This window comes from Streptomyces sp. NPDC059828 (assembly GCF_042731955.1).
In the GTDB taxonomy this organism is placed as follows: Bacteria; Actinomycetota; Actinomycetes; order Streptomycetales; family Streptomycetaceae; genus Streptomyces.
Genome location: NZ_JBHWIW010000017.1, coordinates 96309 through 120013 on the forward strand (window position 1 = coordinate 96309; position 23705 = coordinate 120013).

A 23705-nucleotide genomic window follows, 5' to 3' on the forward strand; every position below is an offset into this window, starting at 1 on the left:
GCCGAACGGGCTCGCCCATGCACGTACTCGTCGTGACCGCGGTGCAGGCGGAAGCGGACGCCGTTGCCGCCGGGCTGGTGTCCGCCGTCGGCGGCACCTCCCTCCCGGGCGGGTACGTGCTGAGCCGGTACGGGGGCGGGGACGGCACAACCGTCACCGTCGATGTGCTGGCCGGGGGTGTGGGTCCGGCGGCCGCCGCGGCGGCCGCGGCGACGGCGCTGACGGCCGCGGCGTACGACCTGGTGGTCTCCGCGGGCATCGGCGGCGGCTTCGCCCCGACGGCCCCGCTCGGCGCGATCGTCGTCGCGGACGCGATCATCGCCGCCGATCTCGGTGCCGACACGCCCGACGGCTATCTCACCGTCGACCAACTCGGCTTCGGCCGCTCCGCCCATGCCCCGTCCCCGCTCTCGGCACCGCTCGCCAAGGCCCTGGACGCGGTGCACGGCCCCGTGCTCACCGTGTCCACGGTGACCGGGACCGCCGCCCGCGCCGCCGAGCTGACCGCACGTCACCCGCGGGCCGCCGGTGAGGCGATGGAGGGCTTCGGGGTCGCCGAAGCCGCGGCGGCGCACGGCGTCCCGGTCATGGAGATCCGCGCCGTGTCGAACGCCGTAGGCCCGCGCGACCGCGCCGCCTGGCGGATCGGCGAGGCCCTGGAGGCCCTGCGGAACGCGTTCGCAAGGCTCGGACCCGCACTCGAGGAGGAGGCCCGATGACACCGAGCACCACCCTCAAGATCGCCTACTCGCCCTGCCCCAACGACACGTTCGTCTTCGACGCGTGGGCACATGGCCGGGTCCCCGGCGCGCCCCGTCTCGACGTGAAGCTGGCCGACATCGACATCACCAACGGCATGGCCGAGCGCGGTGAGTTCGATGTGCTGAAGGTGTCCTACGCGGTGCTGCCGTACGTGCTGGACGAGTACGCGCTGCTCCCCTGCGGCGGCGCGCTGGGCCGGGGCTGCGGGCCGCTGGTGCTGACCCGCGAGCCGGGCACCGGCACCGCGGCACAGCTCGCGGGCAGGACGGTCGCCGTGCCGAGCGAGCGCTCGACGGCGTATCTGCTGTTCCGGCTGTGGGCGGCGGACATGGTCCCCGAGGGCGTCGGGGAGATCGTCGTCCTGCCGTTCCACGAGATCATGCCGGCCGTGCGGGACGGCAAGGTGGATGCGGGGCTCGTCATCCACGAGGCGCGGTTCACCTACCCGAACTACGGGTTGCACTGCCTCGCCGACATGGGCGAGCACTGGGAGTCCACCACTGGGCTGCCGATCCCGCTGGGCGCGATCATCGCCAAGCGCTCGCTGGGCGTCGGAACCCTGGGGGTGCTGGCCGAGGCGGCCCGTACGTCCGTCCGTATGGCCTGGGACGACCCGCTGGCGTCACGGCCCTACGTACTCGAACACGCCCAGGAGATGGACCCCGCGGTGGCCGATCAGCACATCGGCCTGTACGTCAACGAGTTCACCGCGGATCTGGGGGAGCACGGATACGCGGCGGTCCGCGGGCTGCTCACCCGCGCCGCGGCCGAGGGTCTGGTGCCGGCGATCGCGCCGGAGGCGCTGACGTTCCCGTGACAGCGCTCCGGCCGTGAGGCTTGTGCTGCCCCACGGCCGGATTTCTCTGCCTGCGTGTCCCTGGATCCGGACAGGACCTAGACGTCGAGCTGGTCGGCCACGGCACGCAGCAGACCCGCGATCTTCGCGCCGTGCGCCTTGTCGGGGTAACGGCCCCGCTCCAGCTGAGGCGTGATGTTCTCCAGCAGCGTGGTCAGGTCCTGCACGATCGACGCCAGCTCGTCGGGCTTGCGGCGCTGCGCGGCGGCGACGGAGGGGGTCGGGTCCAGGATGATCACCGAGAGCGCCTGGTCTCCGCGCTGACCTGCGACAACGCCGAACTCCACTCGCTGCCCGGGCTTGAGGCTGTCGACTCCGTCAGGAAGCACCGACGAGTGGACAAAGACGTCGCCGCCGTCGTCGCGGGAGAGAAAGCCGAAGCCCTTCTCGCTGTTGAACCATTTGACCTTGCCGGTAGGCACGTCTGTCCTCGTCCTCGTACTCGTCGGGAAACTAGGGAAACTGTGGTAAATACGGAAAACTGGTCTGAAAACTGCTCTGGATAGCACTACAGCGGGTCGTTGTCTGACCCGCCACCAACCAAGGCTAATGGTCCCGGGCCCGCTGACAAGACGTCCCCGGTGATTCCTGTGCGCTGGGAACTACCCTGGTCGAGTGACTCTCGAAACCCAAACGAATTCATCCGGTTCGGCCGGTTCAGCCGCCAGTTCAGGCGCCGGTTCGGCGACTGGGCCCGGGGACGGGCTGGTGCGTGTCGGAGGGATCGTTTTCATCGTCGGAGCTGTGGCCACTCTTGTCACAGTGGCCCCATTGTTTCTCGGCACGGAGCCGTTTCCTCCGATTGCCTACGCCGTCTGCATGCTGATGGGTCTGGGGTTCCTCATCGCGGGAGCGGGGATACTGCGGTCGATCGCGAGTCAGCGCCGTGAGGCCCGGTCCACCGCGTCCCGGTCCGCCGCCGCATAGGCGGCGAGCCACTCGGGAAACGCGGTGAGGTCCGGGAGCACCACATCCGCACCGGCCGCCCTGAGCTCGTCCGCCCCACAAGGCCCGGTCGCCACGGCGACGGACAGCGCACCCGCGGTCCGGGCGCCGCGTACATCCCCGACGTGGTCGCCGACGTACACCCGCGCTCGGTGCGCCCGCAGTGCCTCCGCCTTGGCCTCCGCCCACAGCCACCCGATCAGCGCGTCCGGCTCTATCCCGAGGTGGTCCAGATGCAGCCGGGCGCTCGGCTCGTGCTTGGCGGTGACCACGATGGCCTGCCCGCCGACCGCCCGGACGGCGGCGATGGCCTCACGCGCACCCGGCATCGCGAGGCTCGGGGCTATGGCGTGGAGGGCGTAGATCTCCCGGTAGCGGGCGGACATCTCCTCGACGCGGTCCGCGGGGAACCAGCAGGCGATCTCCTGCTCGAGCGGCGGCCCGAGCCGGGAGACGGCGAGGTCGGCGTCGATGGGGACCCCGGTCTCGGCGGCCAGGGCGAGGTAGACGGTGTGGATGCCCGGACGTGAGTCGATGAGGGTCATGTCGAGGTCGAAACCGACGGTGAGGGGCTGCATGGTGCCATTGTCCGGGGGCGGGTCGCCCGGTGTCCCCGCACCCCGTGCGGAGGGCGTTCCGGACGGGGTCACGGGCACCGCGAAACCCCGCGTCCGCACGGTCAGGACTTGCGGGCGCGGTGGACCAAATACAGCGCCGTCGCGATCGCCGCGCCTCGTACCACCCACGGCCATGTCCCCGTGAGGACATCCGCCATCGCGTCGCCGCCGGCCGGGATCGGTTCGCCCCAGCGGCCGTTGACGCGTCCCCACAGCCAGACCGCCGTGCCGCCGGCGACCACTCCGGGGAGGCCGAGAACGGCCCATTTCGCCTGGGTGCGACTGAGGGCGCGGGACGCGTAGGCGAGGAGCCAGCCGAGGCCGAGCGCCAGCCAGGAGCCGAGGATCGTGCCGATGGCCAGCAGGGCGGCGGCGACGAGGAGGAACGGGCTGCCGAGCGAGCGCCGGGCGGTGGATGCCCCGACCGCCTCCACGCCACCGCGACGGCGCCGGAGAGGGGTCAGCCACCGGCGCCGGGCGGGCGCGGACGGCTCAGCGTCCGCTTCCACCGCGTCCGTCCCGTCCGCCTCCGCATCCTCGCCCGGCGGGGGCTTCAGTATTTCGGGGATCTCCACGCCGCCGACGAACCCGCCGATCCCGCTGTCCCCCGGCTCGGGCCCGATGCGCCACCAGTCGGGTTCGCTGTCGGATGAGCCGAGTTCGTCCATCCCGGCCAGGTGCGGTGGCGACGCGGCGGACTCCGAAGCCCTGCGCGGACGCGGCACGCGCGGCACCCGTGGCGACCGGACCGGGGCGGTCCTGGGGGTCCGGCTGGTCCCACTGGCCGCGCTGGTCCCGCCCGGACCGTCGGGCGACGCCGCCGCCACCACCTCGTCCGGCGTGCCGAGACGCCCCAGGATGCGGCGTACGGTCGCCGGGCTGTCGGCGCCCTGCTGCGCCCGCTGCCGGTCGATCTCGCTCCGCAACGACGACACGAGCTGCATCCTGGTCCCCGAGGACAGCTGGTGCCGCTGAGCGAGGTCGCCGACCCGGCTCAGATAGTCGAAGACAAGCTGGTCGCTCTCGATCCCCACAGCAGCCCTTCCGCAGCGCGCCCGTACCGGTGGGCGCCCTGGCCCGACGTTAGCGCGCGAACAGGGGCTAACGTGGGGCGGATGGGGACCGGTGAGCTCGATCGGGAGGCGCACGTGCCCGCACGCACGGTCGGCGAAGACGATGTCAAAGGTGACAACGGCGGCAGCGGCGACGGCGGCGCGCCGCGCTCGGCGCCGCGCACCTTGGCGGAGGCGCTGCGCGCCCGCGGTGACGGGGGGCTGGCGGAGCTCCTGCGGGCCCGCCCGGATCTGCTGAGCCCGGTGCCGAACGACATCACCCAGCTCGCCACCCGCGCCGGCACCCGCGCGTCCGTCGTACGGGCCCTGGAACGGCTCGACCGTTTCGCGCTCCAGACCGCGCAGGCGATGGCGGTGGCCGCCGAGCCCACCTCGTACGCCACCGTCCTCGGCCTGCTCGCGGGCGACACCGGCGACGCGGGCGAGCCGACCACCGATCCGGCCGCGGATCCGGCGATCGCGGCCGCCCTGCCCCGCGCCCTCGCCGTGCTGCGCGCACACGCTCTCGTCTGGGGCGACGACGACCAGCTGAGGCTGGTGCGCACGGCACGCGAGCTGCTCACCCCGTCCCCGTCGCACCCCTCGCCGACCGGGCTCGGGCCGACCGTCGCCGAGTCCACGGCGGGTATGTCGCCGGGGCGGCTCCAGGAGATCCTCGCCACCGTCGGGCTGCCGGCGACGCATGACTCCGTGTCAGCGGTGGGCGGGCTGACGGCGCTGTTCACGGACCGGGAGCGGATGGCGGGGCTGCTGGACACCGCTCCGCCGGAGGCGCTGGCGGTGCTGGACCGGCTGGTGTGGGGGCCGCCGTACGGGGAGGTGACCGCGGATCCGGCGCCACCCGTGCGCTGGCTGCGGGACCACGGGCTGCTGCTGCCGGCGTCGCCGCGCACCGTGGTGCTGCCGCGTGAGGCGGCACTGCATCTGCGCGGAGGCCGGGCGCACCGGGAGCCGGAGCCGGTGGCTCCGGAGGTGGTGGTCGCGACCCAATACCGTCCACAGGTTGTGGACAGTACGGCGGCGGGGCAGGCGTACACCGCGCTCGCCACCATGGAGGAACTGCTCAAGGACTGGCAGACGGGCGGGCCCGCGGTGCTCAGGGCGGGCGGGCTGAGCGTGCGCGACCTGAAGCGGACGGCGGCGGCGCTGGACGTGACGGAGCCGATCGCCTCGTTCTGGATCGAACTCGCCTACGGGGCGGGGCTCCTGGCATCCGACGGGGAAGCCGATGAACGTTACGTGCCCACGCCCGCGTATGACGCGTGGCTGGACCTCCCGGCCGCCGACCGCTGGACGGAACTGGTCGCGGCATGGCTCGCCGCGACCCGTATCCCGGGCCTCGTGGGCGGGCAGGATGCCAAGGGGCGCACTCTCGCGGCGCTCGGCCCGGATCTGGACCGCGGTGCGGCGCCGGAGGTGCGGCTGAGGGTGCTGCACCTGCTGGCGGAGCTCCCGGCCGGTGCTTGCGCCGACGCGGACTCGGTGCTGGCCCGGCTGCGCTGGGAGCGGCCGGCCCGGTCTGTGCGCGTGGACGCCGTGGATCTGCGCTCGCGGATCGCGGGCTGGACCCTCATGGAGGCCGAACTCCTCGGCCTCACGGGCCGCGGCGCCCTCTCTGCCGCGGCGCGCGCCCTGCTCGCCGCGGACACCCCCGCCGACCGGGCCAGGCTCGCGGCCGCGGCCATCGCGCCGCTGTTCCCGCCCCCGCTGGACCATGTGCTGCTCCAGGCCGACCTCACGGCCGTCGCCCCCGGCCCGCTGGAGAGACCGCTCGCCGACGCCCTCGACGTACTCGCGGACGTGGAATCGAAGGGTGGCGCGACGGTGTACCGGTTCACGCCGGCCTCGGTACGACGCGCCCTCGACGCCGGGCAGGCGGCGGCGGATCTGCACGCCTTTCTGGCCAGGCACAGCCGTACGCCTGTGCCGCAGCCGCTGAGCTATCTGATCGACGACGTGGCCCGCAAGCACGGCCACCTGCGGATCGGCGCGGCCTCCGCGTACGTACGCTGCGACGACGACGCCCTGCTCGACGAGATCCTCGCGGACCGCCGCTCGCAGCCCCTGCGCCTGCGCCGCCTCGCCCCCACGGTGCTGGCCGCCCAGGCCGACCCTGCGAGCCTGCTGGAGGGGTTGCGCGCGATGGGCTACGCACCGGCCGCCGAGTCCGCCGAAGGCGATGTCCTGATCACCCGTGCCGACAGCCGCCGCACCCCGCCCCGCACCCCACCGGTTCCGGTCCCCGACGGCCCCCCGTCCCCGGACGACACCCTGCTCGGCGCCGCCGTGAAGGCGATCCGCGCCGGGGATCTGGCCGCCACCGCCACCCGCAAGCCCACACCCGCCGAAACCGCGGCGGACGGCCGGCTCCCCCGCACCACCCCCGCCGAAACCCTCGCCACCGTCCAGGCCGCGGCCCTCACCGGCTCCGCCCTCTGGATCGGCTACGTCAACGCCGAGGGCGCCGCCAGCCAGCGGGTCATCGCACCCGTGCGCGTGGAGGGCGGCTTCGTCACCGCCTACGACCACACGGCCGACGAGGTGCGTACGTATCCGCTGCACCGCATCACGGGCGTCGCGGAACTCGCGGACGAGCCGCACTCCTGACGCCCCGGGGCCGCTCGGTCCATTACGCGGCGAGCCGGTGATGGCGAAGGCCGCATACCCCGGTGCTCAACGCCGTCGCCGGTACGTGGCCGGAGCACGGCCGCGGTGAGGACCGCGTACCCCCGGTGATCAGCGCGCGTCGTCCGGCGGCAGGCTGGGGACATCGGCACGGAAGAGGCTGACCAGCAGCCCGTACGGCCGGCCGTACGCGGGGTCCGCCGGATGCGCTTCCGAGGCCATCGCGCGGAGCCGGGCTTCCAGCGCGTGCGCCTCGGTGTCGGTGAGCCAGAGGTGGCGCAGCGCGGTGTGGGAGGGTTCGCCGGGCTGGTCCGGTGCCATCTCGCCGAGTGCGGCGTTGATCAGGAACTCGGGCCCGACGGGCGCGTCCTCGTGGACCTTGAAGGTGCGGCTGACCAGGGCGAAGTACTGCTCGGTGCCGCCGCGCACCTGGCGGGTCTCGGCCAGCCGGACCAGTCCGGCCTCGCGCAGGACACGCACGTGATAGCCGATGGTGCCCTTGCTCACGCGCAGCACATCGGCGAGCTGACGCAGCGTCGCGGGGCGCTGGCGCAGCACGTTGACCATGCGGTGGCGCACCGGGTGCCCGAGGGCCTTGAACTGTTCGGCCGAGCGCAGCACGAGGTGGTCCTGCTCATCGCGGTGCTGCCGGCTGCCCCGACCGGCGTCGCTTCCGGGCGGGGGCTGATCTTGTGCCATGACGGAAGTGTCTAGGAAACCAAACACTTTTGACAACCGCGTCACGTCGTGATCAGAATCCCCCTCGGAAGTGGCGAGGATTCTCGCCACTTAACGGGAGACCCCAAGGAGTCCCATGCCCCTCGCCACCGCCCGTGTCGCGACCGCCCACCCCGCCCGCTACGTCAAGCAGCTCGTATCGCACATGGGCCACAAGGCCACCACCACCCTCGGCCCCGACGGCCGCGGCACGATCACGGTCCCCTCCGGGACCTGCGTCCTCACGCCTGCCATGGACCGGCTGGAGCTGACGGCAACGGCGGTTGACGCCGAATCCCTGGCCCGGGTCCAAGACGTCATCACCCGTCACCTGGTGCGCTTCGCCACCCGGGAGGAGCTCGTTGCCGACTGGAGCGCCGCGATCGACGGCGGCGAACTGGAGCCCACGGAGCCCGTCGTCGGCGAGTACCTGCTCAGCCATCACACACCGGCCGACGAGATCCTCAGCGAGCTGGCCGCCGCCACCCGCGAGGCCACCGCCGACGCAGCGGGCATGCAGATCTCCGCCGACGAAGGCACGCTGCTCACGATGCTGACCCGGCTGACCGGGGCCCGCTTCGCGGTCGAGGTCGGTGTGTTCACCGGCTACTCGACCCTCTGCATCGCCCGTGGTCTGGCCGACGGCGGCCGACTGCTCGCCTGCGACGTCAGCGAGGAGTGGGCCGCGATCGGCCGGCCGTACTGGGAGCGTGCCGGCGTCGCCGAACGGATCGATCTGCGTATCGCCCCCGCGCTGGAGACGCTGCGCGCGCTCGACACCGAGCCGGTCATCGACATCGCGTTCATCGACGCCGACAAGGACAACTACCCGGCGTACTACGAGGAGATCGTGGACCGGCTGCGCCCCGGAGGGCTGGTGGTGCTGGACAACGTCCTCCTCGGCGGCCGTGTGCTCGACCCCGCCTACCAGGAACCGCGTCACATGGCGATGCGTCGGCTCAACGACCTGATCGCGGCCGACGAGCGGGTGGACGCGGTGATGCTGCCGGTGCGCGACGGAGTGACCGTCGCCCGGCGCCGGTGACCGAGCGCCGGTGACCCGGGCGCCGATGTTCCGGTGACCCGAGCGCCGGTGGCGCTGTGGCCCGGCCCGGTGGCGCGGTCGCCCGGCCCGGTGGCGCGGTCGCCCCGGTGACCCCGCGGCCCGGGCCCGGTGGCCTGGTGACGCGGTGACCGCCGGGCTCCGCCCTGAGCCGGTCAGCGCAGGACCGTCTCCAGGAAGTCGCTTCCCAGCCGGGCCACCACCGGGACGTTCAGCTGGTGGAGCACATAGCGGCCCCGGCGCCGTGTGGTGATCAGGCCCGCCTTCTTGAGGACCGACAGATGGCGTGAGACCTCCGGGGCCGTGATGCCGTGGGCGTCGGCCAGCTCGCCGGTGCTGTACGAGGTGCGGGCGAGGTTGCGGCACAGGCGCATCCTCATCGGGTGGGCGAGCGCCTCCATGCGGAGCTTGAGCACGTCGACGGAGGCCGGGCCGGGCAGCTCCGGGGCTCCGACGGGGTAGTGGATCACGGGGCGCCAGCCCGGGGCGTGCAGCACCATCAGATGGGGCCAGCCGAAGCTGGAAGGCACGAGCGTGAGCCCGGCCCCCACCTGGTGGTCGACGGCGGTGGTCTGGCCCTCCACGAGTTTGTCCACCGCGATCCTGCCCGCCGACTCGTCGAGCGAGAGCGCGGGCGAGACGGCGCGCAGCGCCTCCGCCAGGCCCTTGCGGCGCAGCAGCTCCGTCTTGTGCCGGGCGTCGGCGGCGAGCTGGATGCGCACCCGCTGCCAGGTCTCGGCGAAGAACGCCTGGTCGCAGTCCTCGAACAGGCGGCGCAGCCAGGCGCGCACGGGAGCGGGATCGTCCAGCAGCCGACGGGTGAACTCCAGCGGCCGGGGGCCGCGGACCGCCGCGAGCTCCAGCGCACGGCAGGCGTCGACCGGACCGCCGCTGTCGTAGGTGGAGCATGTGAGCTCCAGCGCCGCGCTGACGAAGCGCTCGTCCGAGAGCCGGTCGAGCAGATCCAGCTCTTCGGCGAGTGTCACGCCCGTGCTTCCGTCGTGGCCGGGCACACCGGCGAACGGCGTGAACACGTCGGAGAACGTGGTGCTCCACAGGAAGTGCGCCTCGTGCAGCCGGTCGGCCAGATCCGGCTTCAGCCCTGCCGCGGTGGCTGTGGCCCAGCCGTGCAGCCCCGGATGGTGTCCGGGCTCGGCCAGCGCGTGCAGGGCCACCCCCAGCTCGGCCAGCGGGGATATCGAGAACACGATGCGCTCGGGCGGCAGGCCCGCGATGTCAATGGAGACGCTCACGCCCCCCATGGTGCGCGGTCGTCCCCACGACGTCGCCCCAATTGACGGCGCTGGTCAATCGGTGCGCGCGCACCGAGCCTGCCGACGCAGCCTTGGGCCCATGGACGCCATTCAGCAGCACCTCCTCGACTCCTGCCGCGCCACCCGCACGGGTGCTCCGCTCCCTCCGCCTCCAGGACGCCACGACTGGGAGATCCTCCGCGCGGCGCTCAACCGGCTGCGTCGCCGCCGCCATCGGCAACCGGGACCAGGAACCCTATGAAGTCACCCACCGCCGCCCGCACATCCTCAGAGGTCCACTCCAGCCCCTCCGAGGCCACGGTCACCTCCGTGACCGAGACACCGGGCGGCCCCCAGGGCTCTGGTGCGAACCACCTCCGGAACAGCGTGACCCCCGTCTGCTCGGCCTGCCGCAGCGACGCCTCGGACAGCACATCAGCCTCGTACGGCAGCCACACCTGGAACTGGTGGGTGTGCGGTGGATCGGGGTGGACCCGGAACCAGCCGATCTCCGGTGCGGACCGCAGCCCCTCCGCCAGCGCGCCCGCCACGATCCCTGCGTGCGCCACGTACGAGGGCAGCCGCGGCAGCTCCCGGTCCAGGCCGAGCAGCGCGGAGAGTGCGGCCGGGTACTGCTGGAAGAGCTGCCCGCCATAGCGGTGCCGCCAGGCCCTGGCCTCCTCGACGAGCGTTTCGGGACCCGCCAGAACGGCCCCGGAGAGCCCGCCCAGAGACTTGTAGAAGGACACGTACACGCTGTCCGCGAGCTGGGCGATCTCGTCCAGGCCCCGCCCGAAGTGGGCCGTGCACTCCCACAGCCGGGCGCCGTCGATGTGCACCACGGCCTCCCGGTCGCGGGCCGCCGCCACCACCTCCACCAGCTCGTCCCAGGCCGGCAGCAGGAAACCGGGCTCACGCAGGGGAAGTTCCAGCATCAGGGTGCCGAACGGCTCCTCCAGGCCCCGGACCTCATCGGCCGTGGGCAGCCGGGGTGCCCGGGTCGGATGAACCGTGCGCAACCCGCTCACCAGGCCGAGCGCGCCCCGCTCATGCACCTCGGGATGCGCCAGCGGATGCAGTGCGACCGTGTGATTGCCCGTGCGCCCAGCCCAGCATCTGAGAGCCACCTGCTGCGCCATCGTCCCGGTGGGGAAGAACGCCGCGGCCGGGAAACCCAGCAGCTCCGCCACCCGGTCCTCCAGCGCTTCGACGACCCCGTCGCCGTAGACGTCGACCTCCTCCTCCAGGTCGTGGACCGCGCCCGCGTCCGCAGCGAGTGCCGCCAGCCGCTCACCCAGGCGGTATTCCCCCGTGGTGCGCCACAGGACCCGCTTCGAGGCCCGCCAGGCAGCGAGCCTGCGCCGTGACCCGTCCGGCCCGCTCTGGGCTGTATGCGGTGCGTCGGTCGCGTTCTTCGCCGTGTGCGTCGGTGCCGTCGGTTCCCTTGGTCCCGTCGGTTCCGTCATGTTCGCAGTCGTCATCTCCGCCGCTCCCCTCGTCTTCCGGCGTAGTGAGATCTTCGCGGGTCCGGGCCCCGATCCGCACGGCCCTGTGGATAACTCCGCGGAGGGCTTCCCGACCCACTCCGTGGCCTGTGGACGACCGAGGGCACGGCGAGGCGCTGGCGTAGCATGACGAAGAATCGTCCGGTACCCCCCGCGGACTGGAACGGAAGGCCGTCGCCGCGTGAACGCACCACCACCGTCAGCACCTCATCCAGCATCCGAGCCCGTCGACCCCAGGGACCGACCGGCCCGGCTCACTGTTGGTGTCGTCGGAGCCGGCCGCGTCGGCCCCGTTCTCGCCGCGTCCCTCCAGCTGGCCGGGCATCGCCCGGTCGCCGCTTCCGGCGTTTCGGACACCTCACGGCGCCGCGCCGCGGCCCTGCTGCCCGATGTGCCGCTGGTGACGCCCGCGGAGGTGCTGGCCCGCGCCGAGCTGGTGCTGCTCACGGTGCCCGACGATGCCCTGCCCGCCCTGGTGGGGGGACTCGCCGAGACCGGGGCCATCCGCCCTGGCCAGCTCCTCGTTCACACGTCCGGGCGCTATGGCACGGCCGTGCTCGATCCCGCCCGCCGGGCCGGTGCGCTGCCCCTCGCCCTGCATCCCGCGATGACGTTCACGGGGACGAGCGTGGACGTCCAGCGGCTGGCCGGCTGCTCCTTCGGGGTCACCGCGCCCGAAGAGCTCAGACTGGCCGCCGAGGCCCTGGTCATCGAGATGGGCGGTGAGCCGGAGTGGATCGAGGAGGAGGCCCGCCCGCTCTACCACGCCGCCCTCGCGCTCGGTGCGAATCATCTGGTCACCCTGGTCGCCCAGTCCATGGAGCTGCTGCGCACCGCGGGTGTCGCGGCGCCCGACCGGATGCTCGGTCCGCTGCTCGGCGCCGCACTCGACAACGCCCTGCGCTCGGGCGACGCCGCCCTCACCGGCCCGGTGGCCCGCGGCGACGCCGGCACGGTCGCCGCCCATGTCACCGAGCTGCGCAAGCACGCGCCAGGGGCGGTCGCCGGGTATCTGGCCATGGCCCGTACGACGGCGGACCGCGCCCTGGCGCACGGACTGCTCAAGCCCGAGCTCGCCGAGGACCTGCTGGGCGTGCTCGCCGAGGGGGACAGCCGATGAGCCAGGACGCGAGCAACACCGTCCGCCCCGCCGGAGCGTACGAGCCCGAAGACGCCCACAAGCCCGACGCACACGAGCCGGACGGGACATACGCGTCTCAGGAGACGTACGGGCCCGGTGAGCCGCACGGGCACAGCGGCGAGGACTCCGCCATGGCGGCCACGCAGGTGCTGCACAGCCGTCAGGACCTGGACCGGGCCCTGGAGCAGCTCGCGCCGCGTGGCCGCGTCGCCGTCGTCATGACCATGGGCGCCCTGCACGAGGGCCATGCCACCCTCGTGCGCACGGCCCGCGCCCATGCCGGTGCCGACGGCTTCGTCGTCGTCACCGTCTTCGTCAACCCGCTGCAGTTCGGCCCCAGCGAGGACCTCGACCGCTATCCCCGCACCCTGGACGCCGATCTGAAGATCGCCCGGGAGGCGGGCGCTGACGTGGTGTTCGCCCCGTCCACCGACGAGGTCTACCCGGGCGGGCAGCCGCAGGTCCGTATCACCGCGGGCCCCATGGGCGAGCTCCTCGAAGGCGCCAGTCGCCCCGGGCACTTCGACGGCATGCTCACCGTCGTCGCCAAGCTCCTCCACCTCACCCGGCCGGATGTGGCCTTCTTCGGCCAGAAGGACGCCCAGCAGCTCGCGCTGATCCGGCGGATGACCCGCGATCTGAACTTCCCGGTGGAGATCGTCGGCGTGCCCACCGTGCGCGAGCCGGACGGACTCGCGCTGTCCAGCCGCAACCGCTATCTCGCGCCCGATGAGCGCAGGGCCGCGCTCGCCCTGTCCCGGGCCCTGTTCGCGTCCCGCGACCGGCTCGCCGCGCAGCAGGCGCTGCGGGCCCGCGCCGAGTCCGCCCCGGCCCCGCTGGCGCGTGCCGCCGCGCTGTCCGCGCTCGGGGAGGCCCGCGCCGCGGCGGACGCGCACGCCGTGGCGGCGGCCCAGCCGGGCGGCGGGGCCGATGCCGTGCGCGCCGCGGCCCGTGCCGTGCTGGACGAGGCGGCCACGGCGGTGCCGCGGCTGGAGCTGGACTATCTGGCGCTGGTCGACCCGGCCGACTTCACCGAGGTCCCGGACGGCTACGAGGGCGAGGCGATCATGGCGGTCGCCGCGCGGATCGGCACGACGAGGCTGATCGACAACATCCCCCTGACTTTCGGAGCGCCGGTATGACCGTCGGAACCGCCGGAACTGTCGGAACGAGCGGAATACGCCTGGACGCCCCCGCACCCGGCTGGGCCATCGAAGCCGATGTCGTGGTGATCGGCTCCGGCGTAGCCGGACTGACCGCCGCACTGCGCTGTACGGCCGCGGGGCTGCGTACGGTCGTGGTCACCAAGGCTCTTCTGGACGACGGCTCCACCCGCTGGGCCCAGGGCGGTATCGCGGCGGCGCTCGGCGAGGGCGACACCCCCGAGCAGCACCTGGACGACACACTGGTGGCAGGCGCCGGGCTCTGCGACGAGGAGGCCGTGCGCACCCTGGTCACCGAAGGCCCGGACGCCGTGCGGCGGCTGATGGAGACCGGCGCCCGTTTCGACACCGAGTCGGACGGCGGGATCGCGCTCACCCGCGAGGGCGGTCACCACCGGCGCCGCATCGCCCACGCGGGCGGCGACGCCACCGGAGCCGAGATCTCCCGGGCGCTGGTCGCCGCGATACGCGAGCGGGCCGTACGCATCATCGAGCACGCGCTCGTCCTGGACCTGCTGACCGACGACGAGGGCCGCACGGCCGGAGTCACCCTCCATGTCATGGGGGAGGGCCAGCACGACGGCGTGGGCGCGGTGCACGCGCCCGCCGTGGTGCTGGCGACCGGTGGCATGGGCCAGGTCTTCGCCGCCACGACGAACCCGGCCGTCTCCACCGGTGACGGCGTGGCTCTGGCGCTGCGCGCCGGGGCCGAGGTGAGCGATCTGGAATTCGTGCAGTTCCACCCGACGGTGCTCTTCCTCGGCACGGACTCCGAGGGCCAGCAGCCACTCGTCTCCGAGGCGGTACGGGGCGAGGGCGCGTTTCTGGTCGATGCCTTCGGCACGCGCTTCATGGTCGGCCAGCACGAACTGGCCGAGCTCGCCCCGCGCGACATCGTGGCCAAGGGCATCATGCGCCGGATGCAGGAGCAGGGCGCCGACCACATGCTCCTCGATGCCCGCCACTTCGGCGCCGAGATGTGGGAGCACCGTTTCCCGACCATCCTGGCTGCCTGCCGTGCCCATGGGATCGACCCGGTGACGGAGCCGATACCGGTCGCCCCCGCCGCGCACTACGCCTCCGGCGGCGTACGCACCGACCTGCACGGCCGGACCACCGTCCCCGGCCTCTACGCCTGCGGCGAGGTGGCCTGCACGGGCGTACACGGCGCCAATCGCCTGGCCTCCAACTCGCTGCTCGAGGGCTTGGTCTTCGCTGAGCGCATCGCCACGGCCATCGTCGCCTCCGCCCCGGCCGGCCCGGTCCCGACGCCTACCGCGACCCCGGTCAGCGCCCCGGCCCCCGGGACTCCCGGTGCCGACGACAGGCCCGTACCGCTGCTCGCGCCCGAGACCCGCCACGAGATCCAGCGGATCATGACCCAGGGCGCGGGCGTACTGCGCTCCGCCGCCAGCCTCGACGCGGCTGCGCAGGCACTGGAGCGGCTCTACCAGGCGGCCCGGCACGACGCCCAGGACGACACCCCGGCCCGGGGCGCCAAGGCCGCCGAGCCCGGAGTGGAGTCCTGGGAGGCCAGCAATCTGCTGCTGGTGTCCCGGGTGCTGGTCGCCGCCGCCCGCGAGCGCGCCGAGACCCGTGGCTGCCACTGGCGCGAAGACCACCCCGACCGGGACGACACGCGGTGGCGCCGCCATATCGTCGTACGGCTCACACCCGACCGACGTCTCGTCGTCAGCCGTACCGACAGCGAGTCGCTGTCTCCGGTCACGTCCACCCGCCCAACCCCCCTTCCCCCCAGGGAGCCGCAACCGTGAGCACGCCCGAAGAACGTCCCGAGCCCGTGGACGTACCGCTGATCCACATCGGCGCACCCTCCTCCGCAGCCGACGGCGCGGCGGGCTGCGGCGACGGCTGCGGCTGCGCAGGCGACGCGGACGAGGTGTACGAGTGCGGGCTCGACCCCGCGCTGGCCGAACTCCTGGCCGACGCGGGGCTCGATCCCGTACAGGTCGAGGACATCGCGCACCTGGCGATCGAGGAGGACCTCGACGGCGGCTTCGACGTCACGACGGTCGCCACCGTTCCCGCGGACGCCGTGGCCACCGGAGACTTCACCGCACGCGAGGCCGGAGTGGTCTCCGGTCTGCGGATCGCCGAGGCCGTGCTGTCCATCGTCTGCACCGACGAGTTCGAGGTCGAACGGCACGTCGAGGACGGCGACCTGGTCGAAGCGGGCCAGAAGCTGCTGTCCGTCACCGCCCGCACCCGCGATCTGCTCACCGGCGAGCGCAGCGCGCTGAACATCCTGTGCCGGCTCTCCGGTATCGCCACCGCCACCCGTGCCTGGGCCGACCTGCTCGAGGGCACGAGTGCGAAGGTGCGCGACACCCGCAAGACCACGCCGGGACTGCGCGCGCTGGAGAAGTACGCCGTGCGCTGCGGCGGCGGTGTCAACCACCGGATGTCCCTTTCCGATGCCGCCCTGGTGAAGGACAACCACGTCATCGCCGCGGGCGGGGTCGCCCAGGCCTTCAAGGCCGTACGGGAGACCATGGCCGCGATGGGCACCCCCGATCTCGCCATCGAGGTCGAGGTCGACACCCTCCACCAGGTCCGGGAGGCCCTGGACGCGGGCGCCGACCTGATCCTGCTGGACAACTTCACCCCCGCCGAGACCGAGGAGGCCGTCACCCTCGCCAAGGGGCGTGCGGTGCTGGAGTCCTCGGGCCGGCTCGCGCTCGCCAACGCCCGTGCCTACGCCGAGACGGGCGTCGACTACCTGGCCGTCGGGGCCCTCACCCACTCGTCGGCGATCCTCGACATCGGCCTCGATCTGCGAGAGGCCCAGGACTGATGCTCCTCACCATCGACGTCGGCAACACGCATACCGTCCTCGGCCTGTTCGACGGCGAGGAGATCGTGGAGCACTGGCGGGTCTCCACCGACCCGCGGCGCACCGCCGACGAACTCGCGGTGCTCCTCAACGGTCTGATGGGTATGCACCCGCTGCTCGGCGAGGAGCTCGGTGACGGCATCGAGGGCATCGCGATCTGCGCCACCGTCCCCTCCGTGCTGCACGAGCTGCGTGAGGTCACCCGCCGCTACTACGGCGACGTCCCCGCGGTCCTGGTCGAGCCCGGGGTCAAGACGGGCGTGCCGATCCTCATGGACAACCCCAAGGAGGTCGGCGCGGACCGCATCATCAACGCGGTCGCGGCCGTGGAGCTGTACGGCGGCCCGGCGATCGTCGTCGACTTCGGCACGGCCACCACCTTCGACGCCGTCAGCACCCGCGGTGAGTACGCGGGCGGGGTCATCGCCCCCGGCATCGAGATCTCGGTCGAAGCGCTCGGCGTCAAGGGCGCCCAGCTCCGCAAGATCGAGCTGGCCCGGCCGCGCAGCGTGATCGGCAAGAACACGGTCGAGGCCATGCAAGCGGGCATCGTCTACGGATTCGCGGGGCAGGTGGACGGCGTCGTCCAGCGGATGAAGCGCGAGCTGGCCGACAACCCGGACGATGTCACCGTGATCGCCACCGGTGGTCTGGCGCCGATGGTGCTCGGTGAGTCCTCGGAGATCGACGAGCACGAGCCCTGGCTGACGCTGATCGGGCTGCGTCTCGTCTACGAGCGCAACGTCTCCCGTATGTGACCGACGCCTGACGGCCCACCGGGTGGCGGTGAACCGGGCACGCCGCGCCGTAGATGCGCGCTAAACGAATTTTGTCCGATTAGCGCGTATCGTCGGCCCATGCCCACGCCATACGGATCCCGCGGCGGCATGGCGTTCAGCGCAGACGAACTGCGTGTGCTCCGACGCGCCCTCGCCATCGCCCTCAATCCCCAACAGCCCCGCGAGAGCGACGCCCTCGTCCAGGACTGTCTGCGGCTCGCTGAGTCCGTGGACGAGGCCGTGCGCGAGGCGGACCGGCAGCGCGCGTTCCTCATCGCCGACCTGGTCCGCTACCGCGATGCCCTCCCCGGCTCGGCAGGGGGCTATCTGGAGCTGCTCCAGGAGGCCCTGGCCGCCGGGTACGACCCAGGGCCCGACGACCTGGCGGCCCTGCGTACCCTCCCGCACCGCACACCGGCCGCGCAGGCCCTGCTGGAGCGCTGCCGCAGGCTTGCCGAGGTCTCGGTACGAGCCCGGCTGGCCGCCCGCGTCGCTCCCACCGCCGCCGGTGCCCCCCGGGCCTCTCGCGCCCGGCTGCACGCGCTCCCCGGAGGCCGGTCGCCGGCGCGGTCCGGCGACAAACAGGACCCGCGCCCGGCACCCCCCAAGCCGGCCCCGGACCCCGCGCCGAGGCCCGACCGCCCGATCCCGACGCCCGGCGAGGTCTTCCCGCCCCGCCGGAAGCCCGCGCCCCCGGCGAAGAAGCGGGCTGCCGGCTAGCTACTCTGGGGGCATGGACTACGTATCCGCGCTCCTGCCCCCCGTCGTGATGGCCTGCTTCTTCATCGGCCTCGTCGTGACGATCGTCAAGAGTCAGGGCGGCCCGAACAAGGCCAAGGAGGACGCGGCCGTGGACGCGGCGCTGGCCCGTGCGGAGGGCGCCCGGCAGCACGGGGCGCCGGCCGTGGCGGAGCGCCCGACCGGGGTCTGACCCGGTGGCTGACTGAATCCCGATCGGGTTTTGCCGGTTTCGCCAAGCAGTGGTGGAGCCCGATGGGTCCTGATCGGGGCTTGACCGGGGCTGATCCCGGCACACTCAGGGGACGTGCGGTCGTCTACGGCCGTACGTCCTTTTTCGTGTGCGAACTACGTCAATAGCCATTCTTTCCGACATCTCCGACTATGGTGGCGATGTGCCCCGCCAATTGGGAGAGCTCGAAGACGCCGTCATGACGCGCATCTGGCAATGGAACCGCCCGGTGACGGTCCGGGAAGTCCTGGAAGATCTCCAGCAGGAACGCTCCATCGCCTACACCACCGTCATGACGGTAATGGACAATCTCCATCAGAAGGGCTGGGTGCGCAGGGAAGTCGAAGGGCGCGCCTATCGATATACCGCCGTCTCCACGCGGCCCGCCTACTCGGCCGCACTGATGAACGAAGCCTGGTCGAAGAGCGACAACCCTGCGGCGGCCCTTGTCGCGTTCTTCGGCATGATGTCGCCGGAGCAGCGCGAGGCGCTCCAGGACGCGATCCGCGTGGTTCAGCCGCGGATGGCGGAAGCCGCCCCCGAAGGCGGGCCGGCACGGCCCGCGGAACGCGAGGGCCGGCGATCCCCCCGGGAAGAAGACCCGGAAGGCGGCGAAGGCGGCGAAGGCGGGGAACAGGGCCAGGAAGAGGACCGGGAGCCCGGGGGCGAAGCGGACGGCGCGGGGCGATAGCGTCCGCTCATGTCCCCAGCGCATCCGCTTCCCAATGCCGTAGCAAATGCCGTGACCGTCCGGCGGGCCAGGACCAGCGATGTACCGGCCGTTCGCGGGCTCGTCGATCCGTACGTAAGCGAAGGCATCCTGCTCGACAAAGCAACGGTGACGCTTTACGAAGACATCCAGGAGTTCTGGGTGGCGGAACGGGATGCCGATGCCCGAGTGGTCGGTTGCGGTGCGCTCCACGTGATGTGGGAAGATCTCGCGGAAGTCCGCACCCTGGCGGTGGATCCCCAAGTCAAAGGCGGGGGTGTGGGCCATCAGGTGCTGGGCCAGCTACTGCACACGGCCCGCTGGCTCGGAGTGCGGCGGGTGTTTTGCCTTACCTTTGAAGTGGACTTCTTCGTGAAGCACGGCTTCGTGGAGATCGGGGAGACCCCGGTAGACGGAGATGTCTACAGCGAGCTGCTGCGCTCCTATGACGAGGGAGTCGCCGAGTTCCTCGGTCTCGAACGGGTGAAGCCGAACACCTTGGGCAACAGCCGCATGCTTCTGCACCTGTGATCGAACCCGTCCGGAACGTGAACGGAACGGCCGGGCGGAACGCCAGATGTCCGAATCGCGCACGTTTCCCGCGTTCTCGAGGTTCTGAACCTCTCCCAGGGGTTTGTGTTTTTCCGGGAAAAGCGGTTTCCTTTCCGCGTACTGCATTTTCGATGAAAGGAAATCCGGTGGCACAGAAGGTTCAGGTCCTTCTTGTCGATGACCTCGACGGTGGCGAGGCGGACGAGACCGTGACGTTCGCGTTGGACGGTAAGACCTACGAGATTGACCTCACCACCGCCAACGCCGACAAGCTCCGCGGTCTGCTCGAGCCGTACACCAAGAGCGGCCGGAAGACCGGCGGCCGGGCCGCGACCGGCCGCGGCAAGGGCCGTGTCGCCGTTTCGGGCAACAAGGACACCGCCGAGATCCGCAAGTGGGCCAAGGAGAACGGCTACAGCGTGAACGACCGTGGCCGCGTCCCGGCCGAGATCCGCGAGGCCTACGAGAAGGCCAACGGCTGAGTTTCCCGCTGATTGCGGGAACTGCGGTGGGGGACCGTCGCAGGCGCGGTCGCACGCAGCAGCCGGGCCCGGTGGCACGCAGTGGCCGCCGTGTCCACGAGCCGTACGAGGTCGGGCACGCCCACGGAGCCGGTACGACGTCCGACGGGGGACAGTGCCGGCAGCGAGGGCTCGACCTCGCGCCCGGGCTCCGGGGGCCGCAGCCAGCCCGCGGCCCCCTGAGGGGCGGCGATCCGCCCATCGGTGCCGATGGCGGTCAGCTCCAGACCGATGCCGCCCCACTCCAGCCAGTCGAGCAGCCCGGGCAGCTCGTCCGCGCTGCCCATGGCCACCAGCAGCCGCATTCTGCGCCCCGCGAGGGCGACCGGACCCGTGCGGGCGTACCGCCTGAGCAGGATCAGTCCGGCATCGGCCGGCAGCTCCAGCACATCGAAGCGCAGCCCGGTCAGCAGCTGTACGGGCGGCCCGTCCGCGGTGGCCCAGCCCAGCTCGTTCTCGTACCAGCGCGCGATGCCGTCGGGGGACGGCAGCGGCGCACGGGGGGACGGCACAACGGGGACGGTGGGCGCGGAGGGCACGGTGACGGCCATGTCCGGGGAACTCCCTCGGCCTCTCATTGGTTACGCAGTGTGGGCTAATGATTGCTCACCGTATGGAATGCGGGTCGGGAGAGGCCGGAAGGGACCGGCAAATGGAGCGCGTAAAGGGCGCGAAGGGTGCGTCCGGGGGCGCAAGGATGTTCGCCCGTAGCTGAGGGAACCGGCGTGCGCGGCATGGACTGTCGGTGCATACGGGTAAGACATCCCTAGTGGGGACGGACGGACACGCGGGCTCGGCAGTCTCACGTTCGCCATCGGCGTACATACAGCGGGGCTAACGGCTTGGCCTGCGGGAACAACGTCTCGCACCATCGGGTTGGAGCAATTGTCGGCGTTCGGGGCAGGAGGCCAGCGACGGGTGTCGGCAGTTGGAATGAGCGGTCCCCGCTTGCGGGACTAAGCTGCGGAAGGACAGGGAGGGGATCGACCCCTAACTGACTGACCGCTCTGAGGAGCGATTAACGATGTTCGAGAGGTTCACCGACCGCGCGCGGCGGGTTGTCGTCCTGGCTCAGGAAGAAGCCCGGATGCTCAACCACAACTACATCGGCACCGAGCACATCCTCCTGGGCCTTATCCACGAGGGTGAGGGTGTCGCCGCTAAGGCCCTGGAGAGCCTCGGGATTTCGCTCGAGGCGGTCCGCCAGCAGGTGGAGGAGATCATCGGCCAGGGCCAGCAGGCCCCGTCCGGGCACATTCCCTTCACCCCTCGTGCCAAGAAGGTCCTGGAGCTGTCGCTCCGGGAGGCTCTTCAGCTGGGCCACAACTACATCGGCACCGAGCACATCCTGCTCGGCCTGATCCGCGAGGGCGAGGGCGTCGCCGCCCAGGTCCTCGTGAAGCTGGGCGCCGATCTCAACCGGGTGCGGCAGCAGGTCATCCAGCTGCTCTCCGGTTACCAGGGCAAGGAGGCCGCCACGGCCGGCGGCCCGGCCGAGGGCACGCCCTCGACCTCCCTGGTCCTCGACCAGTTCGGCCGGAATCTCACCCAGGCCGCTCGTGAGTCCAAGCTCGACCCGGTCATCGGGCGCGAGAAGGAGATCGAGCGGGTCATGCAGGTGCTGTCCCGCCGTACCAAGAACAACCCGGTGCTCATCGGCGAGCCCGGCGTCGGCAAGACGGCGGTCGTCGAGGGCCTGGCGCAGGCCATCGTCAAGGGCGAGGTGCCCGAGACCCTCAAGGACAAGCACCTCTACACCCTCGACCTGGGCGCGCTGGTCGCCGGCTCCCGCTACCGCGGTGACTTCGAGGAGCGCCTGAAGAAGGTGCTCAAGGAGATCCGCACCCGCGGCGACATCATCCTGTTCATCGACGAGCTCCACACCCTGGTGGGTGCGGGTGCCGCCGAGGGCGCGATCGACGCAGCCAGCATCCTGAAGCCGATGCTCGCCCGCGGTGAGCTCCAGACCATCGGTGCCACGACGCTCGACGAGTACCGCAAGCACCTGGAGAAGGACGCGGCCCTGGAGCGCCGCTTCCAGCCCATCCAGGTCGCGGAGCCGTCGCTGCCGCACACCATCGAGATCCTCAAGGGGCTGCGCGACCGCTACGAGGCGCACCACCGCGTCTCCATCACGGACGAGGCCCTGGTCCAGGCGGCCACCCTGGCCGACCGGTACATCTCGGACCGTTTCCTGCCCGACAAGGCGATCGACCTGATCGACGAGGCCGGATCCAGGATGCGTATCCGCCGGATGACCGCTCCGCCGGACCTCCGCGAGTTCGACGAGAAGATCGCGGGCGTGCGCCGGGACAAGGAGTCCGCGATCGACTCCCAGGACTTCGAGAAGGCGGCCTCTCTCCGTGACAAGGAGAAGCAGCTGCTGGCGGCGAAGGCCAAGCGGGAGAAGGAGTGGAAGGCCGGCGACATGGACGTCGTCGCCGAGGTCGACGGCGAGCTGATCGCCGAGGTCCTCGCCACGGCCACCGGTATCCCGGTCTTCAAGCTCACCGAGGAGGAGTCCTCCCGGCTGCTCCGCATGGAGGACGAGCTCCACAAGCGCGTCATCGGCCAGAAGGACGCCATCAGGGCGCTGTCCCAGGCGATCCGCCGCACGCGAGCGGGTCTGAAGGACCCGAAGCGTCCCGGTGGCTCGTTCATCTTCGCGGGACCGTCCGGTGTCGGTAAGACCGAGCTGTCCAAGACGCTCGCCGAATTCCTCTTCGGCGACGAGGACGCCCTGATCTCCCTCGACATGTCGGAGTTCAGCGAGAAGCACACGGTTTCCCGTCTCTTCGGTTCCCCGCCCGGATACGTGGGTTACGAAGAGGGCGGCCAGCTCACCGAGAAGGTGCGCCGCAAGCCGTTCTCCGTCGTCCTCTTCGACGAGGTCGAGAAGGCCCACCCCGATATCTTCAATTCCCTTCTCCAGATCCTGGAGGACGGTCGTCTGACCGACTCCCAGGGCCGGGTCGTGGACTTCAAGAACACGGTCATCATCATGACGACCAACCTCGGGACCCGGGACATCTCCAAGGGCTTCAACCTGGGCTTCGCCGCCCAGGGTGACGTCAAGACCGGCTACGAGCGGATGAAGGCGAAGGTCAACGACGAGCTGAAGCAGCACTTCCGGCCCGAATTCCTCAACCGCGTCGATGACACGGTCGTCTTCCACCAGCTCTCGGAGGAAGACATCATCCAGATCGTCGACCTGATGGTCGCCAAGGTGGATGAGCGGCTCAAGGACCGCGACATGGGTATCGAGCTCAGCCAGGAGGCCAAGCTCCTGCTGGCGAAGAAGGGCTACGACCCGGTCCTGGGCGCCAGGCCGCTGCGCCGCACGATCCAGCGCGAGATCGAGGACCTGCTCTCGGAGAAGATCCTCTTCGGCGAGCTGCGCCCCGGTCACATCGTGGTGGTCGACACCGAGGGCGAGGGTGAGGAGAAGAAGTTCACCTTCCGAGGCGAGGAGAAGTCGGCACTGCCCGACGTCCCCCCGATCGAGCAGGCGGCCGGCGGCTCCGGGCCGAACCTGTCCAAGGACGCGTGAGCGCGCGAGTAGCGTGAAAAGGGGGCTGCCCCGGACCTTCGGTCCGGGGC

23 protein-coding genes and 1 pseudogene are annotated in these 23705 nt (G+C 71.6%); 17 read left to right on the forward strand and 7 right to left on the reverse strand.

What is annotated here, in order from left to right:
* Nucleotides 1-17 precede the first annotated feature (17 nt).
* Complete coding sequence (locus ACFV6V_RS13375; protein WP_385563429.1) at nt 18-719, forward strand: futalosine hydrolase; 702 nt, start codon at nt 18-20, stop codon at nt 717-719.
* Entirely contained in the window at nt 716-1579 is an 864-nt protein-coding gene (locus ACFV6V_RS13380; protein ID WP_385563432.1) for a 1,4-dihydroxy-6-naphthoate synthase, read from the forward strand. The genes ACFV6V_RS13375 and ACFV6V_RS13380 overlap by 4 nt, the downstream gene beginning before the upstream one ends.
* 77 nt (nt 1580-1656) lie before the next feature.
* On the opposite strand, the gene ACFV6V_RS13385 is transcribed toward ACFV6V_RS13380, so the two are convergent.
* Complete coding sequence (locus tag ACFV6V_RS13385) at nt 1657-2040, reverse strand: cold-shock protein (RefSeq protein WP_385563435.1); 384 nt, start codon at nt 2038-2040, stop codon at nt 1657-1659.
* Nucleotides 2041-2323: 283 nt separating this feature from the next.
* On the opposite strand from ACFV6V_RS13385, the gene ACFV6V_RS13390 reads away from it, so the two are divergent.
* Complete coding sequence (locus ACFV6V_RS13390) at nt 2324-2545, forward strand: hypothetical protein (RefSeq protein WP_385563511.1); 222 nt, start codon at nt 2324-2326, stop codon at nt 2543-2545.
* Here the strand turns inward: ACFV6V_RS13390 and ACFV6V_RS13395 are convergent.
* Together ACFV6V_RS13395 and ACFV6V_RS13400 are read right to left on the reverse strand one after the other, a co-directional pair.
* Entirely contained in the window at nt 2497-3141 is a 645-nt protein-coding gene (locus tag ACFV6V_RS13395) for an HAD family hydrolase (protein WP_385563438.1), read from the reverse strand. The genes ACFV6V_RS13390 and ACFV6V_RS13395 overlap by 49 nt on opposite strands.
* A 101-nt stretch (nt 3142-3242) precedes the next feature.
* Complete coding sequence (locus ACFV6V_RS13400) at nt 3243-4214, reverse strand: hypothetical protein (protein ID WP_385563440.1); 972 nt, start codon at nt 4212-4214, stop codon at nt 3243-3245.
* 81 nt (nt 4215-4295) lie between these two features.
* On the opposite strand from ACFV6V_RS13400, the gene ACFV6V_RS13405 reads away from it, so the two are divergent.
* Nucleotides 4296-6860 (forward strand): helicase C-terminal domain-containing protein, encoded by a 2565-nt coding sequence (locus tag ACFV6V_RS13405; RefSeq protein ID WP_385563442.1) that lies wholly within the window; start codon nt 4296-4298, stop codon nt 6858-6860.
* Nucleotides 6861-6989: 129 nt separating this feature from the next.
* Here ACFV6V_RS13405 and ACFV6V_RS13410 read toward each other — a convergent pair whose 3' ends face one another.
* Nucleotides 6990-7577: an ArsR/SmtB family transcription factor gene (locus tag ACFV6V_RS13410; protein WP_385563445.1), complete on the reverse strand. Its 588-nt coding sequence runs from the start codon at nt 7575-7577 to the stop codon at nt 6990-6992.
* Between the two features lie 115 nt (nt 7578-7692).
* Between ACFV6V_RS13410 and ACFV6V_RS13415 the strand changes: the two are divergent.
* Both ACFV6V_RS13415 and ACFV6V_RS13420 read left to right on the forward strand, forming a co-directional pair.
* Nucleotides 7693-7959: pseudogene (locus ACFV6V_RS13415) on the forward strand (DUF2218 domain-containing protein); the annotation flags it as partial.
* An 18-nt stretch (nt 7960-7977) separates the two neighbouring features.
* Nucleotides 7978-8640 carry an O-methyltransferase gene (locus ACFV6V_RS13420; RefSeq protein ID WP_385563514.1) on the forward strand — a complete coding sequence of 221 codons (663 nt, stop codon included), beginning with the start codon at nt 7978-7980 and terminating at the stop codon, nt 8638-8640.
* A 173-nt stretch (nt 8641-8813) separates the two neighbouring features.
* Here the strand turns inward: ACFV6V_RS13420 and ACFV6V_RS13425 are convergent, their stop codons facing one another.
* Both ACFV6V_RS13425 and ACFV6V_RS13430 read right to left on the reverse strand, forming a co-directional pair.
* Nucleotides 8814-9920, reverse strand: coding sequence for a DUF5937 family protein (locus tag ACFV6V_RS13425; protein ID WP_385563448.1), 1107 nt, complete (start codon nt 9918-9920; stop codon nt 8814-8816).
* 200 nt (nt 9921-10120) lie between these two features.
* Nucleotides 10121-11392 carry a threonine aldolase family protein gene (locus ACFV6V_RS13430; protein WP_385563451.1) on the reverse strand — a complete coding sequence of 424 codons (1272 nt, stop codon included), beginning with the start codon at nt 11390-11392 and terminating at the stop codon, nt 10121-10123.
* Between the two features lie 205 nt (nt 11393-11597).
* Here ACFV6V_RS13430 and ACFV6V_RS13435 point away from each other — a divergent pair, with 205 nt between their 5' ends.
* From ACFV6V_RS13435 to ACFV6V_RS13480, 10 genes are all read left to right on the forward strand, one after another.
* On the forward strand, nt 11598-12536 hold the full coding sequence (locus ACFV6V_RS13435) for a Rossmann-like and DUF2520 domain-containing protein (RefSeq protein WP_385563454.1): 939 nt from the start codon (nt 11598-11600) through the stop codon (nt 12534-12536).
* A complete protein-coding gene (gene panC, locus ACFV6V_RS13440; RefSeq protein ID WP_385563457.1) occupies nt 12533-13699 on the forward strand; it encodes a pantoate--beta-alanine ligase in 1167 nt (388 codons plus the stop codon). The genes ACFV6V_RS13435 and panC overlap by 4 nt, the downstream gene beginning before the upstream one ends.
* A complete protein-coding gene (locus ACFV6V_RS13445; protein ID WP_385563460.1) occupies nt 13696-15495 on the forward strand; it encodes an L-aspartate oxidase in 1800 nt (599 codons plus the stop codon). The genes panC and ACFV6V_RS13445 overlap by 4 nt, the downstream gene beginning before the upstream one ends.
* Complete coding sequence (nadC, locus tag ACFV6V_RS13450) at nt 15492-16535, forward strand: carboxylating nicotinate-nucleotide diphosphorylase (protein ID WP_385563463.1); 1044 nt, start codon at nt 15492-15494, stop codon at nt 16533-16535. Before ACFV6V_RS13445 ends, nadC begins: the two co-directional genes overlap by 4 nt.
* A complete protein-coding gene (locus ACFV6V_RS13455) occupies nt 16535-17332 on the forward strand; it encodes a type III pantothenate kinase (RefSeq protein ID WP_385563466.1) in 798 nt (265 codons plus the stop codon). Before nadC ends, ACFV6V_RS13455 begins: the two co-directional genes overlap by 1 nt.
* Nucleotides 17333-17431: 99 nt before the next feature.
* The gene (locus ACFV6V_RS13460; protein ID WP_385563469.1) at nt 17432-18073 is read left to right on the forward strand and encodes a hypothetical protein; all 642 of its coding nucleotides are present in this window, start codon (nt 17432-17434) and stop codon (nt 18071-18073) included.
* Between the two features lie 13 nt (nt 18074-18086).
* On the forward strand, nt 18087-18284 hold the full coding sequence (locus tag ACFV6V_RS13465) for a hypothetical protein (RefSeq protein WP_385563472.1): 198 nt from the start codon (nt 18087-18089) through the stop codon (nt 18282-18284).
* 202 nt (nt 18285-18486) lie between these two features.
* On the forward strand, nt 18487-19014 hold the full coding sequence (locus tag ACFV6V_RS13470) for a BlaI/MecI/CopY family transcriptional regulator (RefSeq protein WP_385563475.1): 528 nt from the start codon (nt 18487-18489) through the stop codon (nt 19012-19014).
* Between the two features lie 9 nt (nt 19015-19023).
* Nucleotides 19024-19563: an amino-acid N-acetyltransferase gene (locus tag ACFV6V_RS13475; protein ID WP_385563478.1), complete on the forward strand. Its 540-nt coding sequence runs from the start codon at nt 19024-19026 to the stop codon at nt 19561-19563.
* A 167-nt stretch (nt 19564-19730) separates the two neighbouring features.
* Nucleotides 19731-20066: an Lsr2 family protein gene (locus ACFV6V_RS13480; RefSeq protein WP_361283002.1), complete on the forward strand. Its 336-nt coding sequence runs from the start codon at nt 19731-19733 to the stop codon at nt 20064-20066.
* On the opposite strand, the gene ACFV6V_RS13485 is transcribed toward ACFV6V_RS13480, so the two are convergent.
* Nucleotides 20045-20656, reverse strand: coding sequence for an SCO3374 family protein (locus ACFV6V_RS13485; protein WP_385563481.1), 612 nt, complete (start codon nt 20654-20656; stop codon nt 20045-20047). The genes ACFV6V_RS13480 and ACFV6V_RS13485 overlap by 22 nt on opposite strands.
* 473 nt (nt 20657-21129) lie before the next feature.
* Between ACFV6V_RS13485 and ACFV6V_RS13490 the strand changes: the two genes are divergently transcribed.
* Complete coding sequence (locus ACFV6V_RS13490) at nt 21130-23655, forward strand: ATP-dependent Clp protease ATP-binding subunit (RefSeq protein ID WP_385563484.1); 2526 nt, start codon at nt 21130-21132, stop codon at nt 23653-23655.
* The last annotated feature ends 50 nt before the right edge of the window (nt 23656-23705 follow it).

Coding starts and splice junctions, on each gene's coding strand:
- ACFV6V_RS13430 (WP_385563451.1), bottom strand. CDS start 11,392: ATGACGACTGCGAACATGACGGAACCGACGGGACCAAGGGAACCGACG.
- ACFV6V_RS13490 (WP_385563484.1), top strand. CDS start 21,130: ATGTTCGAGAGGTTCACCGACCGCGCGCGGCGGGTTGTCGTCCTGGCT.
- ACFV6V_RS13405 (WP_385563442.1), top strand. CDS start 4,296: ATGGGGACCGGTGAGCTCGATCGGGAGGCGCACGTGCCCGCACGCACG.
- ACFV6V_RS13455 (WP_385563466.1), top strand. CDS start 16,535: ATGCTCCTCACCATCGACGTCGGCAACACGCATACCGTCCTCGGCCTG.
- ACFV6V_RS13425 (WP_385563448.1), bottom strand. CDS start 9,920: ATGGGGGGCGTGAGCGTCTCCATTGACATCGCGGGCCTGCCGCCCGAG.
- ACFV6V_RS13410 (WP_385563445.1), bottom strand. CDS start 7,577: ATGGCACAAGATCAGCCCCCGCCCGGAAGCGACGCCGGTCGGGGCAGC.
- ACFV6V_RS13460 (WP_385563469.1), top strand. CDS start 17,432: ATGCCCACGCCATACGGATCCCGCGGCGGCATGGCGTTCAGCGCAGAC.
- ACFV6V_RS13475 (WP_385563478.1), top strand. CDS start 19,024: ATGTCCCCAGCGCATCCGCTTCCCAATGCCGTAGCAAATGCCGTGACC.
- ACFV6V_RS13445 (WP_385563460.1), top strand. CDS start 13,696: ATGACCGTCGGAACCGCCGGAACTGTCGGAACGAGCGGAATACGCCTG.
- ACFV6V_RS13375 (WP_385563429.1), top strand. CDS start 18: ATGCACGTACTCGTCGTGACCGCGGTGCAGGCGGAAGCGGACGCCGTT.
- ACFV6V_RS13395 (WP_385563438.1), bottom strand. CDS start 3,141: ATGCAGCCCCTCACCGTCGGTTTCGACCTCGACATGACCCTCATCGAC.
- ACFV6V_RS13485 (WP_385563481.1), bottom strand. CDS start 20,656: ATGGCCGTCACCGTGCCCTCCGCGCCCACCGTCCCCGTTGTGCCGTCC.
- panC (WP_385563457.1), top strand. CDS start 12,533: ATGAGCCAGGACGCGAGCAACACCGTCCGCCCCGCCGGAGCGTACGAG.
- ACFV6V_RS13465 (WP_385563472.1), top strand. CDS start 18,087: ATGGACTACGTATCCGCGCTCCTGCCCCCCGTCGTGATGGCCTGCTTC.
- ACFV6V_RS13380 (WP_385563432.1), top strand. CDS start 716: ATGACACCGAGCACCACCCTCAAGATCGCCTACTCGCCCTGCCCCAAC.